Origin of the sequence: Variovorax sp. PAMC26660 (assembly GCF_014302995.1) — a bacterium.
Lineage (GTDB): Bacteria > Pseudomonadota > Gammaproteobacteria > Burkholderiales > Burkholderiaceae_C > Variovorax.
Genome location: NZ_CP060295.1, coordinates 5298763 through 5314672, shown reverse-complemented (window position 1 = coordinate 5314672; position 15910 = coordinate 5298763). Strand labels below are relative to the sequence as shown.

Here is a 15910-nt window from a genome sequence, read left to right as displayed (position 1 = left end):
GTTCGTTCACACCTTCTTAGACCAGCGATGCCAGCTCTGCCGGCATTTCGCCACGCGGGCGCAGGTGGTCTTCGATGAATTCAGGCGTGATCTCTTCGAGCGTGGCCGGATTCCAGCGCGGGTTGCGGTCTTTGTCGACCAGCACCGCGCGGATGCCCTCGGCAAAGTCCTTGTGCGCGCAAAAGCCCAGCGACGCCCAGTATTCGAGGCGGAACACTTCGGCCAGCGACATGCGGTGCACGCGCTGCCACAGCTCGAAGCTCAGGGCCGCCGAGCTGGGTGCGCCCTTGGTGAAGGTCTTGGCGGCGGTCTGCAGCCATGCGTCTTCGCTTTGCAGCGCGCGCAGGCGCCTGGCGATGTCGAGCAGGTCGTCGCCGGCCATCAAAGCGTTGATGGTGTCGTAGTGCTCGCGCACCTTCGAAGCCGGCATCTCGGCGCCCTCGCCCGCTTTCGCGAGGATGCGCGACAGCGTGGCGCGATCGGCCTTGCCTTCACCGGTCCACGTCGTGGAAGCGATGGCCTCGATCACGCCGCCCTTGCGTTCCTGCGGCACCAGCACGTCGGCCAGCCCGCAGAAGATGGTGTCGTGCGCATTGATGTTGGCGGCAGTCAGCGCCAGGAACAACCCCGTGCGGCCCGGCGTGCGGCGCAGGAACCAGCTGCCACCCACATCGGGGTACAGGCCGATGTTGATCTCGGGCATGGCGATGCGGCTTTGCAGCGTCACCACGCGGTGCGAGGCGCCGGCCATGAGGCCCACGCCACCGCCCATCACGATGCCGTGGCTCCAGCACAGGAAGGGCTTGGGGAAGGTGTGGATCAGGTGGTCCAGCTCGTACTCTTCGCGGAAGAAGTCTTCGGCGTAGGTGTTGCGCGCGGGGCCGCAGTCGAGCAGCGTCTGGTAGAGCTGGCGCAGGTCGCCGCCGGCGCAGAAAGCCTTCTCGCCCGCTGCCTGCATCAGCACGCCGACGATGCCGGTGTCTTTCGCCCATTCGCGCAGCTTGGGCGTGAGCAAGCGCACCATGTCCACGGACAGCGCATTGAGCGAGGCTGGCGCATTGAGCGTGGCCACGCCGAAGCGCTGGCCGCCGGCGGTCTTGATTTCGTCGAAGAGAACTACGTTGTCGGTCATTGTTTTCAGGTCCTGGATGCGGCGCGTTCAGCGGATATCGCTGTCGCCTTCCAGCAATTTTCGCGCAACGATGACGCGCATGATTTCGTTGGTGCCTTCCAGGATCTGGTGCACGCGTGTGTCGCGCACCAGCCGCTCCAACGGGAACTCGCTCAGGTAGCCGTAGCCGCCGTGCAGCTGTAGCGCGTCGTTGCAGACGTTGAAGCCCGCATCGGTCGCAAAGCGCTTGGCCATCGCGCAATAAGTGCTGGCGTCCGCATGGCCGGCGTCGAGCTTCGACGCGGCCAGTCGCACCATCTGCCGCGCCGCAACGAGTTCGGTCGCCATGTCGGCCAGCTTGAATTGCAGCGCCTGGAAGCTCGCGAGCGGCTTGCCGAACTGCTGGCGCTCGTGCAGATAGCGGCGCGCCGCGTCGAGCGCACCCTGCGCCGCGCCCACCGAGCAGGTCGCGATGTTGATGCGCCCGCCGTCTAGCCCCTTCATGGCAATGCGAAAGCCTTCACCTTCCTTGCCCAGCAGGTGGTCGGCCGGAATGCGCACGTTGTCGAAGTTGATGGTGCGCGTGGGCTGGCTGTTCCAGCCCATCTTGTGCTCCTTCTTGCCGTAGCTGACGCCGGGCGCATCGGCCGGCACCGCGAAGGCGGAAATGCCGCCCGCACCGCCGCCGCCCGTGCGCGCCATGAGCACCAGCACGTCGGTCGCGCCGGCGCCGGAGATGAAGGCCTTGCCGCCGTTGATGACGTACTCGGTGCCCTGCAACTCGGCACGCGTCTTCAGCGAACCCGCATCCGACCCGGCCCCCGGCTCGGTGAGGCAGTACGACGCCAGCTTGCGCCCGCTCGTCAGGTCTTCGCCCCAGTGCGCCGCCACCGCATCGGTCGCCCAGGTGCCGAGCATCCACGTCGCCATGTTGTGGATCGTGATGAAGGCCGTGGTCGAAGGGTCGACCGCGGCCATCTCCTCGAACACCAGCGCCGCATCCAGCCGCGGCAGGCCGAGGCCGCCGATGCGCTCGGGCGCGTAGAGGCCGCAGAAGCCCAGCTCGCCGGCCTTGGCGATGGCCTCCTTCGGAAAGAGGGCCTCAGCGTCCCACTGCGCCGCATGGGGCGCGAATTCGGCCTGCGCGAAATCGCGCGCGGTCTGCGCAAAGGCGTTCTGCTCTTCGGACAGTTCGAAGTTCATTGTTCGCGACCCTTCCAGCGATCCAGTTCGGTGGTCCGTTTCCGGGTCGATTTCTCCAAGCATGAATTGAACACCAGCGGCCAGATGGAGCCGCCTTCGTTCGCCTTCGCAGCACGCTTGCAACCGGGGTCGCGCCCCTTGAGCCACGCCCGCTGCTCGTTGCGCAGCGCGACGCGCATCTGCGGCGAGAGCGTCTTCATCACCTCGCCGTACCGGATGTTGAGCACGGCATCTGCCGCACGAAAGTCGCGCACCGCGCAGTCGTTCATCTGCTGCTGGTTTCCGTTCGGGTTGCAATCGAGCGGCTCGTCATAGGTGGCCGCCTGCGCCCTGCCAGCAAGCAGCGCAACCGTCGCCACCGCGCCCCAGGCCGCGACGCGAAGCCCGTGCATCATTTGAGGCTGATGGTGGTGTTGACGCCGTGCGAGACGGTGCTGTCGTCGAACCAACGTGCCGTCACCGTCTTGGTCTGCGTGTAGAACATGATGACCTGCTTGCCGTACGGGCCCAGGTCGCCGAGCTTGGAAGCGCGCGAGCCGGTGAACGAGAACATCGGGACCGGCACCGGGATCGGCACGTTGATGCCGACCTGGCCCACATCGATGTCTTCCTGGAAGCGGCGTGCCGCGGCGCCCGACTGCGTGAAGATTGAGGTGCCGTTGCCGTTCGGATTGCTGTTGATCAGGTCGATGGCTTCATCGATGGTCTCGGCATCGGCCACGCACAGCACCGGGCCGAACACTTCCTGGTCATAGATCGTCATGCCGGGCTTCACGCCCGTGAAGATCGTCGGGCCGACGAAATTGCCCTTCTCGTAGCCGGGCACGGTGGGCTTGCGGCCGTCGAGCACGAGCTTGGCGCCGTCGGCTTCGCCGCGTTCGATGAGGCTGTTGACGCGGTCGAAGGCTGCGCACGACACCAGCGGACCCACGTCCACGCCCTTCTCCGTACCAGCACCGATCTTCAGCGTCCTGGCCTTGGCAATCAGCTCTGGCACCCAGTTGCGCGCCTCGCCCACCAGCACCGCAACCGACACCGCCATGCAGCGCTGACCAGCGGCACCGAAGCTCGCACCGGCGAGCGCATTGAGCGTCTGCTCCTTGTTCGCGTCGGGCATCACGATGGCGTGGTTCTTCGCACCCATCATGCATTGCGCGCGCTTGCCGGCCAGCGTGGCGCGGTTGTAGACGTGCGTGCCGACCTTGGTCGAGCCGACGAAGCTGATCGCCTTGATGTCCTTGTGGTCGCAGATGCCATTGACGATGGCTTCGCCGCCATGCACGACGTTGAGCACGCCGGGTGGAATACCGGCTTCGAGCGCCAGTTCGCACAGGCGCATGGTGACCATCGGGTCCTGCTCGGAGGGCTTGAGCACGAAGGTGTTGCCGGTGACGATGGCCATCGGGAACATCCACAGCGGGATCATGGCGGGGAAGTTGAACGGCGTGATGCCGGCGCACACGCCCAGCGGTTGCAGCAGCGTGTAGGTGTCGACACCGTTGGCCACGTTGTTGGCCAACTCGCCGAGCTGCAGGTTGCCGATGTTCGATGCGTGCTCCACCACTTCGAGGCCGCGGAACACATCGCCCTCGGCGTCCGGCAGGGTTTTGCCCTGTTCGGCCGTGAGGATGGCGGCCAGCTCGCCCATGTTCTCGCGAATGAGCTGCTGCAGTTTCAGGAAGATGCGGGCACGCGCGCCGATGGGGGTCTTGCGCCAGGTCTTGAAAGCTTCCTTGGCGGAGGCCACGGCCGCATCGAGTTCAGCCGAGGTCGCGAAGGGCACGCGGGCCAGCACCTGCTGCGTGGCCGGGTTGACGATGTCGCGCCATTCGGTAGTCTTGGATTCGACGAGCTTGCCGCCGATCAAGAGCTTGACGGTGGCGACCTGGGTCGAAGGTGTGGTGGTGGCGTCCATGGGGTTTGTCTCCTGTGAATCTCGGGAAAGCGATGCCGGTTCGAACCGGTGCAGCCCGCATCCTAGCTTTGCAGATTTGCCATGACAATAGACAAATATGCGCCACGGCTTTGCAAATTTGCAGAGCCCTGCACCGGGCGGCGCCGAATGGCATCTGGAGACACGCACGCACATGGACTGGGACAACCTGCGCTACTTTCTCGAGCTGGCCCGCTCCGGCACGCTGATGAGCGCGGCGCGCCGGCTGGAGGTGGACCACACCACGGTGGCGCGGCGCATCCAGGCGCTGGAAAAGGAAGTCGGCGCCCCGCTCTTCTCACGCGAATCGGGCGGCCACCGGCTCACCGAAGCGGGCCGGCGGCTGCAGCCGCAGGTGGAAGCGATGGAGAGCGCCTTCCAGGCCGTGGAGAGCACCGCGCCAGCTTCGCACGAAGGCCTGTCGGGGCTGGTGCGCATCGGCGCCACCGAAGGCTTTGGCACGGTGGTGCTGGCGCCGCAGCTCGCGCTGTTTGCGGTGCAGCACCCGAAGCTCACCATCGACCTGCTCGCGATGCCGCGCCTCGTGCATCTGTCGCGGCGCGAGGCCGACATCGTCATCTCGCTCGAACGGCCCGCGCGCGGCCCGGTGGTGGTGACCAAGCTCACCGACTACACCCTGCGGCTCTACGCCTCGAAGCAATATCTGGCCGCGCACAAGCCCATCAAGACGCGCGAAGACCTGCGCGGCCACACCTTCATCAGCTACGTGGACGACCTGCTGTTCAGCAAGGAGCTGCAGTACCTCGACGAACTGCACCGCCCCGACACCTTCGCGCTACGCAGCACCAGCGTGCTCGCGCAGCATCGAGCAGTGGTGGCGGGCGCCGGCATCGCGGTGCTGCCGGCCTTCATCGCGGACAACGACAGCGCCTTGCGCCCCGTGCTCGCAGGGCAGGCCAACTTCACGCGGACCTTCTGGATGTCGATGCCGGCAGAGACCAAGCACCTGGTGCGAATGCAGACAGTGTGGGACTTCCTGCGCCAGACCGCGCTCGCGCATCAAGCGCTGTTGCTCCTGCCCCAGAATTCGGAAAAACCAGAGGAGAAGGACAACGCGGCACCACGACCGCCCCGCCCACGCAAGCAGGCTTTGTAGCTAGCAAGGAGATCGCATGCCACGTCACCGCCCCGCAAGGCTCGAACACATCGCAGGCATCGGCGTCGACCGCATGGGCGCCATCGCCGACGATGCGGAGGGCCCGCCCTTTCTGCGCCTCGAGAACCTCGACGTCGACATTCCGCCCGACCCCGAAGCCATCGCGCGCACGGTGCGTGCCGCGTCGGAAGATGGCGACAACAGCTATCTGCCTTTCGTCGGTCAATCGCGCTTGCGCGACGTGGCGGCGCGGCATGTGGCGGCGCTGTCGGGCGTGGCCTACAGCGGCGCGCGCAACTGCGTGATCTGCGCCGGCGGGCTGTCGGGCATCCTCAATGCGCTGCTCGCGACAGTCGAGGTGGGCGACGAAGTGCTCGTGACCGACCCGACCTACGCCGGCCTGCTCAACCGCATCCGGCTGGCGGGCGGCACACCCAAGTACGTGCCCTTCGACTTCAACCCCGGCGGCGAATGGAAGCTCGACCGCACGGCGCTGCAGGCCGCTGTCGGGCCGCGCGTGCGCGTGATGCTGCTGATGTCGCCGTCGATGCCGACGGGTGGATATTTCGACGAAGACGACTGGCGCGCCATCGCTGCGCTGTGCGTGCAACACGACCTGACGCTCATCCTCGACACGGCCATGGAGCGGCTGCTGTACGACGGCCGCAAGGTGATCCACCCGGCCGGCCTGCCCGGCATGGCGGAGCGCACGATCACGGTGGGCTCGTCGGCCAAGGAGCTGCGCATGATCGGCTGGCGCGTGGGCTGGACCGTCGCGCCCGAGTCGTACATGCCCGACCTCGTGGCCGTGTCGCTCGCGAATGTGGTGGTGCCGGTGGGCATCGCGCAGGATGCGGTGGCGACGGCACTCGAACAATCGGTGCACACGCTGGCGCCCTATGTGGGCGAGCTGGAGCGGCGGCGCGACACGGTGCTCGACGAACTGAAGGGCCTGCCGGTTGGCGTTCCGGCCGGTGGCTGGTCGCTGCTGCTGCGGGCCAGCGATTTCGGCATCGATGGGCAGACGCTGTCGGAGCGTCTGTTGAAGGCTCGCGTCTGTGCGACGGCGATGCAAGGCTGGGGGCAGATACACGGCGCGCAGTACCTGCGCTTCGTGTTTTCCAATGAGCCGGTCGAGCGGCTGCGTGGGCTGGGCGAGAAGGTGCGCGCCGCGCTGGATGCCTAGCGACTCAGGAAAGCAGGCGCTTCCAGAGGCTCTTGCCAGCGGTTGGAACGGGGACAGCAGCCGCCGTTTCTTCCGATGCCTGAAGCAGCTCGATCAACCCCGGCACGCGCGGCTTCTTGAGCCGACGTGCGTAGACAAGATAGGTTTCTTCGTCGTCGCCGGTATAGAACAGCGGCGGCATTGGTAACGATGCCATCGAGCCCAGCAGCATGCGCAGCGCGTCGAGCTGGTTCATCCGGATGGCGCTGGTGATCGCGGTTTCTCCCAGCGACGGAATGATCTCGTTGGCGCCTGCGAGTCCCGCATCGAGCAGCGACCGGATGGCCGTCAGGTCACCTGCAATGGCCGCCGCGCCCAGCGCATCAAGGGCAGCCATCTTCTCCGGTGACAGGCCGGCCTTGTAGGCATCGCTGCGCTTGTCGTTCTCGTCGCGCGCATCGCCGCCGGTCATCGTCATGAAATCGGTCACCAGCGCCACGGGTTCGCCGGCCGCATCGAGCGCCCAGAAACTCGGGTAGCTGCCGTCGCCCCAGCCCGAGCTGAAGATCAGGATGTTGTTGGCGGTGCCGGCCCCTTGCGGGTAGTGGTCGGCGATGTCGGCTGAGCCCAGTTCCTCGGCGAGCACATCGTCGTAGTAGTTGAAATGGACGGACTTTTCGGCTTCGCGCGCCTCGCGCTCGGCCATGGCCTTGGCGGCATCGGCGTCCATGAAGCAGCCGACACCCGCATCGACGGGGTAGCCGAAGAACTCTTCGTCCCCGAGCCCGTCCTGCGATTGCCCTTCGAGGAGCGCTGGCTCCCAGCGCAGATCGGCAACCTGCAGGCCACCCCGCTCACGCAGCCAGAGCACCGCCAGCGCGTGCCGGCCCTTGTCGTGCAGCACCTCGACGGGGAACGCACCGCGCCCATTCACACTGCGCGCGAACGGCTCGCGCTCGGGCTGCACCAGGGGATCGCAGGCCACGATCCGGCCGCTCGTGATGTTCAGCGGGCCGCAGGGCTGGCGATGCAGATGACGCGCGCTCAGTGCGTCGTCATCGAGGAAAACAGCTTGGAGATTGTCGATGTCGAGATAGGCCATGCGCCCAGTTTCGCACTCATTCCATGACCGCTGGCCACGCCGGCGCATGGCTGCCCGGAGGCATCGACGGACGCGGCCACGCGGCGGGCGTGCGCGACAGCATCGCGCTGTGTCGCAATGCGGCCAGTTCGCCAAAGCCCGAGGCGGTGGTCTCGATGTAGGGCGCAAGACTGGGCTTGCCGATCGAAAGGCCACCCGATACACGCCCAAGGCCGCGCAGCCACTGCCCCGTCTGCGCCAGCGACACCTGCACATGCCAACTACCGCCCTCTTGCTGCTGGCGCCAGAGCGCGGCGGCGGCACCGAAGGCGATCAGGGCGCCGGTGGCTTCGTCCAGGATCTGCATGGGCAGTGGCTTCGGCTTGCCGTCGCCGGCTGCTTCGCTTTCGGCGTGGTTGAAGCCCATGGCGGTCTGCACCAGCGAATCGAATCCGCGTCTGGCGGCCCAAGGCCCTTGCGTACCGTACGCGGTGAGCGACACACACACGATGCCTGGCCGCTGCGCCGCCAATGCCGCGGGACCGAAGCCCAGCGCATCGATGCCGCCGGGCCGATAGCCCTGCACGAAGACATGTGCGTCGCCGACTAGCCGTTGCAGTGTCGTACGCCCTTCATCGGTTTGAAGATCGACATGCGCCGACAGCTTGCCGCGGCTCGTGTCGGCGATGGCCTCGATGTTCGGCAGCTTCGGTGAATTGATCAGCAGCACATCGGCGCCATAGGCCGCCAGCGCACGACCGCCGACCGGGCCCGCGAGGATGCGCGTGAGATCGAGCACACGCAGCCCGCTCAGCGGCCGCTGGTCTTCGCGCAGCGGTGGCAGCGCCAGTGGCGGCGCGTCGCCGATGCGCTCGATGGTGAAGAGCGGCTGCGCTGCGACGGCCTCTCCCTGCGGCGTGGCGCCCCATTCGTCGAAGCGCCGCAGCGCGGTCGCCACCAGTCCGCGGGCAGAGGCGGCATCTTCGAAGTCGATCGCTCGCCATCCGGCCATGGCCGCTTCGGCCTCCGCGCGCGTGGCGGTGGCCGGGTTCAGACCGAGCAGGCGCAGGGCGCCTTCGCGGTGGTGCGCGAAATTCGCATGCACGCGCACCCAGCCGTCCGCGCAGCGGTACAACCCGGAGAAGGTGTCCCATGTCTCGGGCACGCGGCCATCGACGCTGAACCAGCCCGTGCATTCGAGCGCCGCATGCTGCATGTCGACACTGACCTGCTGGCGCGGCGTGCCGCGCAAGTGGCCCAGCTCACACGCTGCCAGCGCGGCGGCTGCGATCGTGCTTTGCGCGGCCATGCCGACAGCGAAGGACGACGGCAGTACCGGATCGGCGCCCGTGAGCCGCGCAAACTGCAGAGCCTCGGCAGGAAGTTGGGCTCGTTGCCAGATGCCCGCAAGCGCATCAGTCGAATTCATTGCACATCTCCGAAGATCCAAAGAAAAAGACAGGGCCCGCTTTCGCTGCCCTGCCCCTTGTCGTCGTTGCGTCGACCGCCTTGCTACTGGATCAGCTTCGCACCCGTCTTGGCCTGCAGCGCATCGAAGCTCACGCCGGGCGCAAGCTCGATCACCTTGAGGCCTTCGGGCACCACGTCCATCACGGCCAGGTCGGTGATGATTCGGTCGACCACGCCCACGCCGGTCAGCGGCAGGTTGCACTTCTCGAGGATCTTCAGGTCCTCGGTGCCGTCCTTCTTCTTGGCCACGTGTTCCATCAGCACGATCACGCGCTTCACGCCGGCCACGAGGTCCATGGCGCCGCCCATGCCCTTGACCATCTTGCCGGGGATCATCCAGTTCGCAAGGTCGCCCTTCGCGCTGACCTGCATGGCACCCAGGATCGACAGGTTGATCTTGCCGCCGCGGATCATCGCGAAGCTGTCATGGCTGCCGAAGATGGCGCTGCCGGGCAGCGTGGTCACGGTCTGCTTGCCGGCGTTGATCAGGTCGGCATCGACCTGGTCTTCGGTCGGGAACGGGCCGATGCCGAGCATGCCGTTCTCGCTTTGCAGCCAGACTTCCTTGGTGCCGGTGTGGTTGGCCACCAGCGTCGGGATGCCGATGCCGAGGTTGACGTAGAAGCCGTCTTCGAGTTCTTGGGCGGCACGGGCCGCCATCTGGTCTTGGGTCCAGGGCATCTCAGGCTCCTTCTTTCTTGTTGACGACCGTGGCGGGCGTTTCGCTGCCGGCGGCGGCCTGGGCAATGGCGGTCTGGGCCTCGACCTTGGCGGCGGCTGCATCGACCGATGCGCTCACGGTGCGCTTTTCGATGCGCTTTTCGGGGTTGGCGTTGAGCACGATGCGATGCACGTAAATGCCCGGAAGGTGGATGTCGTCGGGGGCCAGCTCGCCCACTTCAACGATCTTCTCGACCTCGACGATGCAGACCTTGCCGGCCATGGCGGCGGCCGGGTTGAAGTTGCGCGCCGTGAGGCGAAAGCGCAGGTTGCCCGACTTGTCGGCCACGTCGGCCTTGACCAGCGCCACGTCGGGCACCAGCGAATGTTCCATGACGTAGGTTTCGCCACCGAACTCGCGCAGTTCCTTGCCTTCGGCCACTTGCGTGCCGACACCGGTCTTGGTGAAGAAGGCCGGGATGCCCGCGCCGCCGGCGCGCAGCTTCTCGGCCAGCGTGCCTTGAGGCGTGAACTCGAGTTGCAGTTCGCCCGCGAGGTACTGGCGCTCGAACTCCTTGTTCTCACCAACATACGACGCGATCATTTTCTTGATCTGGCGTGTCTCGAGCAGCTTGCCCAGGCCGAAGCCGTCGACGCCCGCGTTGTTCGAGATGACGGTGAGGTTCTGCACGTTGGTGTCCTTGAGCGCGTCGATCAGCGCTTCGGGAATGCCGCACAGGCCGAAGCCGCCGACCGCGAGCGTCTGCCCGTCGGCCACGACCCCCTTGAGTGCCGCATCTGCGGAGGGATAAATCTTGTTCACTCGGGCTCCTTGATGGATGAATGGAGAGTGGTGGGAAAGCCTTCAACGATACTACCTACCCGTATACGTAGTATTTCGTAATGGTGAGACCTGATGCCCGAGATCGATTACCGGCTGGCTTTTGAACACGCACCCGTCGGCATGGTGGTTTCGAGCAACCGCACCATCGTGGCTTGCAATGAGCGCGTGTGCGAAATTTTCGGCGCAACGCCCTCTGCGTTGGTGGGGCATTCGTTCAGCATCCTGTACCCGAGCGTGGCCGAGTTCGAGCGCATCGGCAAGCGGATGGAGCCCTTTCTGAACGCCAGCGGCCACTATGCCGACAACCGCATGATGAAGCGGCTGGGCGGTCTGCACGGCGCGATGGCCGGCGAGACCTTCTGGTGCCACGTCACGGGCCACGCGATGAACCGCGCTGCGCCTCACGAGGCCGGCATCTGGACTTTCGAGGACCTGGGATCGCGCCGCGCGGTCACTGCGCAACTGACGCCGCGTGAGCGCGAGGTGGCGGCGCAGGTAATGCGTGGCCTGACCTCGAAGGAGATCGGCAAGGCGCTCGACATCAGCCATCGCACCGTCGAGTTGCATCGGGCGCGATTGATGCGCAAGTACGCAGCGGCTACTACAGCGGAGCTGGTGCAGAAGCTGATTGCTGGGTAACTCGGGATGCGGGGTCCTTCGGGGCGCGTGCGAATGACACCGGGTGCTCCCCTCCGCGAATGTCCCCCGCTTCGCTCCTCCTTTATTTCGCTGCGGGGAGCACCCGGCGTCATTCGCACAGGGGCACGCTGCTGGTGTACCGCTGATCAACCACTGCGCTGTCCAACGCTCGCGCCGATACGGGGCTCTTTTTCGCGAAATAAAGGAGGAGCGAAGCGGGGGACATTCGCGAAAAAGAGCACCGTGTCGGCGTGAGCGACGCCCTGAACAGCAACAGCAACAGCAACAGCGCCAGACCAAACCAACGCCTACGAAACGCCCCTGAGCACCATCTCCATCCGGATCATGTCCCGCAGCGGAATGCCGCCCTGCTTCGTCGCCTTGCCCCATCGGCGCACGAAGAAGTCGACGTCCACACCGACGATGCGAAAGCCGAAGCGCTGGTAGAAGGCCAACTCGCGCAGGCTGCTGTTGCCAGTGCCGACTTCGAGCCGATGCGCGCCCCGTTGCGTGGCAAGCGATTTCGCCTTCTTCAGCATCGCGGTGCCGATCCCTTGGCCCTTGTGCGCATCGGCCACGGCGATGTTCATGATTTCCCAGGTGTCGGCGCGGGTCTCCATCAGGACCATTTGGCCGATGACCTCACCGGCCTGCTCGGCAAGCCATTGCTCGCCACGCGCCAGGTACTTCTCGACCTCCGCGCGCGGCCCGTCCGCATCGAACAGAAGCGTCCACGGCACCGCATCGGCCGGCGTGGCCTTTCGCATCTTCAATCCGGTCATTCGTTCGCTCCTTTGCATGCCCCCAATTCTGAGGCGAGCCCAAAAAGTTCCAGGCCAATGCCGCCGGATCGTTGCGAAAACGGAAACGCCGTGTCCCCGAAAGCCCCGTGCCGACCTGCCGCTTGAAGCCTATCTTTGCAGTCATGCGAACAGACGGTTCGCAACCACTCAGGAGTCCGATATGTCCACACCTCTTCATTCCGAAAAGAACCTGCTGCAACCAACCATCCTGTCGATGGCGCAGGCCCGCGCACTGGCCACTCACCAGTTGCCGATGACGCTGACCCTCGCGGCGATCATCCTGTCGGTGCTCGGCGTCAAGCCCTGACTGCGGCTTGATCCGGTCGGCTCGCCCGGCCGCCGACCTGCGCATGCCGGTGTTGTGCGGGCGCTTCGAGGTCATCGACCAGCAAGACTGAAAGGGCAGGCTCCTGTGTTCTCCCGATATGCTGTGGCTGCGAGCCATCAGCCCTCGCGAGAACAACATGAAGAAAAAAACCTGCCTTTCCGCACTGGCCGTTGCATTGCTGCTTCTGGCTGGCTGCACCAACCAGGACGTCTATCCGTCCCCCGCCCTGGCAAGCGCCGGCGGCATCGTCAACAAGATCGACGACAAGCACTACTTCGTCGCCGAGCCGGACAAGGGCAATCCCTGCGCCGCGCCCAACATCTACTACGCCGATCAAGTGGCGGGGACGCGCCAGCTCGCCATCGACTGGGATGCCGCGAGCGGCTACACACTGCCGGGTGATCGCAGGGAAAGGTTGGCCCGAAGCATCCGCAGCGCGCAGCCCGCATGCTCCAAGCCATACAGGATCGAGTCGCAGAACATCATCCGGACCTACAAAGGCACGAAGACGCTCGAAGCCCGAGGGTTCGTGCTGTACTGGCTCGATGGCGATGTCGTCCACTTCAAGGCCCTGCAATTTCGCACCCAACGGGACGGCAGCATGGGCACGGAGCGGCTCACCCCCGACGTGCTCGACTTCAGGTACTGGGACGAGCTGAACCCCAATGCGGATCGCTACGCCCCCGAAAAAGGCGAACCCTACCGGGGCCCGGTCGCCGCGCCGCAGGTCGTCTACCGGATCGACGACAACCGCTACTTCGAGTTCGTGCCGCGGCAGTCCTACTTCTGCATCACGGGCACGATGATGTATGTGGACCGGCAGCAAGGCATCCGCACCAAGGTCGAGGACTGGGGCGGCAATGAGTACTCCGGCAAGGACGGCCGCCTCGTCGTCGACGCCGCCAACACCCGCTATCTGCTCGCGCCGTGGCGAAACAACATATCGGGCGTTACCTCTGGCGGCGGTGGTGCCCGGACCCATCTTTCTTATTCGGCCGACGGCGGCAGAACATGGCAATCCAGAAGCCCGACCGGCTTCGGAGGACGCATGGCCTACCTCAACGGTGACAACCTCTACCTGGTGCTGGACGACGAGGCCTGGATCACGAACCTCCCCACGCCGGAAATTCCGGGCTGGGATTGGGAAAAGAACTGGGCGAAGTTCAAATTGAAGGAGCGCTCGCTGCCGCCCGTCGGCAAGTGGCCCGTCGACAAGCAGTTTCACTGCAAGGGCAATGGCAACGAATGAAGCGGCCCAACGCCAAGCCCGATCAGGAACCGCCCTCCGACTTCAACCATGCACCTTGCCGTCCGCCAGCCCCCATGTCCTTGAAAAATCGTTTCGCAATCGCCGCCGTCGTTCTGGTAGCCGCCATGCTCAGCGCCTGTTCCACCGTGGTCCGGACCCTCAATGACGGCCTGGAGTATTCGTACCCCGTGGCCTATCCCATCCGGGGGCCCGAATATGTTCTGAGCGACCTCGGCGGCGAGCGGTATCTGCTGGCACAACAATCCCTCGACTATCGCGGCCAGATGTCGAAGAACATTCGCTACTTCGATCGCCGCACGGGCGTGCTGACGCCGATGGGGAGACTGTTCCTGAACAGCGGAGACAACATCCCCATCGGCTACTCGAGCGATGACCCCGAGGTCGTGGTCTTTCTTGAAAACGGCATCTCGCGCGACCTGCAGAAAGAGTGCCTTCGCGCCTCGACGCTCGAAGAAAGAAAAAAGACCCACTGCAACTACATCCGCGTCGAGTTGTCGATGGATGGCGGCAGGTCATTTGCCTTGAGGCATGTAGAAATTCCAACGCTCGTGAACGCCACCAACAGCGAAAGCAATTTCGCGTTTGCAGAAGTTCGCAATCGAACGCTCTATGTGGGCATCAGGGCCAACAACGGCGACAGCCGGCACACAGAGGTCGCGCTCAGTCGCATGTTGACGCGCCCGGGGTACTACGGCGTCATCGTTGCGGCACCACTGCCTCCAAAGAGCAGCGAACCCACCCCTCGCATCGACAATCCGCGCCTCACCGCGGATCGGTTGACCGGCAAAGCATTGCTGGACTACCCCGTCCCGTCCGTGAGAAACACCATGCGCGCGACGCCAAAGTCCCTCGACCTGCAATACGGCATGGCCATCCACGCGAGTGAAAGACGCAAGTACGTGGAGGGGCTGAGAGTCAGCTATCCGGAGTGGGCCAAGCGGCAAAACCTGGACATTCCCGAAGAGCCTCGGGAAGAAAATGCCGAAGAGCGAAAAAAGCGCGCCGCAGCTTTGCCTGCATGGCGTGACGATCCCCTTGAATGGATTCGCTTCGGCGAAGGCGGCTGAAACCATGAAAGAAGATATTCCCCTTGAACGGGATCACCGCGCGCGTGCGATCAAGGTGCTCGAAGGCCCGCTCGACAACTTCCGTGTTGCCGTCACCACGTCGGCGGATATCGGCCGGATACGGTTTGGTCTCGACGGCATCCTCGTCGACGCTCGCCTGCGCGAGCAGAACACCACCGCCACCACCGAAGCTCTGCAGGCCCTGGCCGACCAGCGCACGCCCGTCGTGGCCGGCGTTTTCGAGATGCGCGACGGCACCCACACGCTGGACTGGCTGCTGCCGCAAGGCGCGCAGCAACCCATCACACCCAATCCGATGCAGGTGCGTCTTGAAAAGGGATGGCGCTCGCTGCCCCGCGCGCTGCGGCTGGCCGCGGTCAGTGGACTGATCGGGGCCGCCGCAATCTTCCTGGGCCTCAAGATCGCGTCAGCCTGGAGTTTCCCGCTCCTGGTCGTCGGCGCCCTGGCTGGGGCCGCCTTGATGTTCTCTCTGTTGCAGATCGAATCTTTCTTCAGCACCCTCTGGGAGAGCTTTCGTCGCAGGCGCGCCTTGCAATTGATGGCCTCGGTGATGGCGAAGTACTGCGGTGCGCAAGCTCATGACCGCTGAACTGCCCGACATCCAGCGCGTCGAGGGACGACTGAAGAAGCTGACAGCGAAGTCGCTCTACAGGCGGGGCAACGCCTACAGCTTCGATGTCGATGGCCAATCGATGTGGTTCTGCACCAGCGAGCGCTCGTGGCAACCGGGCGCGCCCTTCCTGGCCGAAGGAGACCGCGTCGAGCTGGCCGTGCTGGATGCGCCGCTCACGCCCACCGGCGAACGCCGGGTGTACGCCCTGCGCAACCTGGAAGACGGCTGCGTCTATGTCGCGCACTTCACCTGGCAAGGCAATTCGGCCCCCTACGCCGCGACACGCATCCCGCCCGGAAGCGAACACCGCTACGTCCTGGCGCTCACCGCGGCGCTGCTCGCCATCCTCGCGATGAGCGCCTGCATTGGCGCAGCGACGGGAACGGACCGTGCGTTCTCGCTCTTTCTGGACGGCCTGTTCGTCGGTGCGTGGCTGCTCTTCGTGGTTCCGCTGTATGTCCTTCGCTGGCGCTGGAAGGCCGGGCACCCCACGCACAGGCAACGCGTCCTGGAGGCCGTCTACCGCTGTCTGGACCTGGGTTCGCCGCTGGCGCCGAAGACGCCCGTTCGCGCCGTGTAGCGCGC

At 65.3% G+C, this 15910-nt stretch carries 17 protein-coding genes; 8 read left to right on the top strand and 9 right to left on the bottom strand.

The features are described 5' to 3' along the window. Positions 1-16 precede the first annotated feature (16 nt). Genes H7F35_RS25070 through H7F35_RS25055 form a run of 4 tightly spaced genes read right to left on the bottom strand, consistent with a single transcriptional unit; the run spans position 17 to position 4229 of the window. Positions 17-1132 carry an enoyl-CoA hydratase/isomerase family protein gene (locus tag H7F35_RS25070; protein ID WP_187109264.1) on the bottom strand — a complete coding sequence of 372 codons (1116 nt, stop codon included), beginning with the start codon at positions 1130-1132 and terminating at the stop codon, positions 17-19. Between the two features lie 27 nt (positions 1133-1159). Further along, positions 1160-2314 carry an acyl-CoA dehydrogenase family protein gene (locus H7F35_RS25065; protein WP_187109263.1) on the bottom strand — a complete coding sequence of 385 codons (1155 nt, stop codon included), beginning with the start codon at positions 2312-2314 and terminating at the stop codon, positions 1160-1162. Beyond that, positions 2311-2709 (bottom strand): lysozyme inhibitor LprI family protein, encoded by a 399-nt coding sequence (locus H7F35_RS25060; RefSeq protein ID WP_187109262.1) that lies wholly within the window; start codon positions 2707-2709, stop codon positions 2311-2313. The genes H7F35_RS25065 and H7F35_RS25060 overlap by 4 nt, the downstream gene beginning before the upstream one ends. Beyond that, entirely contained in the window at positions 2706-4229 is a 1524-nt protein-coding gene (locus H7F35_RS25055; protein WP_187109261.1) for a CoA-acylating methylmalonate-semialdehyde dehydrogenase, read from the bottom strand. Before H7F35_RS25055 ends, H7F35_RS25060 begins: the two co-directional genes overlap by 4 nt. 172 nt (positions 4230-4401) lie before the next feature. Here H7F35_RS25055 and H7F35_RS25050 point away from each other — a divergent pair, with 172 nt between their 5' ends. Both H7F35_RS25050 and H7F35_RS25045 read left to right on the top strand, forming a co-directional pair. Then, positions 4402-5364: a LysR family transcriptional regulator gene (locus H7F35_RS25050; protein WP_187114401.1), complete on the top strand. Its 963-nt coding sequence runs from the start codon at positions 4402-4404 to the stop codon at positions 5362-5364. A 16-nt stretch (positions 5365-5380) separates the two neighbouring features. Further along, a complete protein-coding gene (locus H7F35_RS25045) occupies positions 5381-6550 on the top strand; it encodes a pyridoxal phosphate-dependent aminotransferase (RefSeq protein ID WP_187109260.1) in 1170 nt (389 codons plus the stop codon). A 4-nt stretch (positions 6551-6554) separates the two neighbouring features. On the opposite strand, the gene H7F35_RS25040 is transcribed toward H7F35_RS25045, so the two are convergent. From H7F35_RS25040 to H7F35_RS25025, 4 genes are all read right to left on the bottom strand, one after another. After that, complete coding sequence (locus H7F35_RS25040; protein WP_187109259.1) at positions 6555-7631, bottom strand: DUF4241 domain-containing protein; 1077 nt, start codon at positions 7629-7631, stop codon at positions 6555-6557. Between the two features lie 16 nt (positions 7632-7647). Next, positions 7648-9039: a CoA transferase gene (locus H7F35_RS25035; RefSeq protein WP_187109258.1), complete on the bottom strand. Its 1392-nt coding sequence runs from the start codon at positions 9037-9039 to the stop codon at positions 7648-7650. Between the two features lie 83 nt (positions 9040-9122). Further along, positions 9123-9761 (bottom strand): 3-oxoacid CoA-transferase subunit B, encoded by a 639-nt coding sequence (locus H7F35_RS25030; RefSeq protein ID WP_187109257.1) that lies wholly within the window; start codon positions 9759-9761, stop codon positions 9123-9125. Between the two features lies 1 nt (position 9762). Beyond that, entirely contained in the window at positions 9763-10563 is an 801-nt protein-coding gene (locus H7F35_RS25025; RefSeq protein ID WP_187109256.1) for a CoA transferase subunit A, read from the bottom strand. Positions 10564-10656: 93 nt separating this feature from the next. On the opposite strand from H7F35_RS25025, the gene H7F35_RS25020 reads away from it, so the two are divergent. Then, the gene (locus H7F35_RS25020; RefSeq protein WP_187109255.1) at positions 10657-11223 is read left to right on the top strand and encodes a LuxR C-terminal-related transcriptional regulator; all 567 of its coding nucleotides are present in this window, start codon (positions 10657-10659) and stop codon (positions 11221-11223) included. Positions 11224-11531: 308 nt separating this feature from the next. Here H7F35_RS25020 and H7F35_RS25015 read toward each other — a convergent pair whose 3' ends face one another. Further along, positions 11532-12005, bottom strand: a complete 474-nt coding sequence (locus H7F35_RS25015) for a GNAT family N-acetyltransferase (protein WP_187109254.1) — start codon at positions 12003-12005, stop codon at positions 11532-11534. Between the two features lie 181 nt (positions 12006-12186). Between H7F35_RS25015 and H7F35_RS25010 the strand changes: the two genes are divergently transcribed. From H7F35_RS25010 to H7F35_RS24990, 5 genes are all read left to right on the top strand, one after another. Further along, positions 12187-12333 carry a hypothetical protein gene (locus tag H7F35_RS25010; RefSeq protein ID WP_187109253.1) on the top strand — a complete coding sequence of 49 codons (147 nt, stop codon included), beginning with the start codon at positions 12187-12189 and terminating at the stop codon, positions 12331-12333. Positions 12334-12490: 157 nt separating this feature from the next. Next, positions 12491-13603 (top strand): hypothetical protein, encoded by a 1113-nt coding sequence (locus tag H7F35_RS25005; RefSeq protein WP_187109252.1) that lies wholly within the window; start codon positions 12491-12493, stop codon positions 13601-13603. Continuing rightward, complete coding sequence (locus H7F35_RS25000; RefSeq protein WP_187109251.1) at positions 13600-14691, top strand: hypothetical protein; 1092 nt, start codon at positions 13600-13602, stop codon at positions 14689-14691. The genes H7F35_RS25005 and H7F35_RS25000 overlap by 4 nt, the downstream gene beginning before the upstream one ends. Next, entirely contained in the window at positions 14603-15301 is a 699-nt protein-coding gene (locus tag H7F35_RS24995; protein WP_187109250.1) for a hypothetical protein, read from the top strand. Before H7F35_RS25000 ends, H7F35_RS24995 begins: the two co-directional genes overlap by 89 nt. After that, positions 15291-15905 carry a hypothetical protein gene (locus H7F35_RS24990; protein ID WP_187109249.1) on the top strand — a complete coding sequence of 205 codons (615 nt, stop codon included), beginning with the start codon at positions 15291-15293 and terminating at the stop codon, positions 15903-15905. Before H7F35_RS24995 ends, H7F35_RS24990 begins: the two co-directional genes overlap by 11 nt. Positions 15906-15910 lie beyond the last annotated feature (5 nt).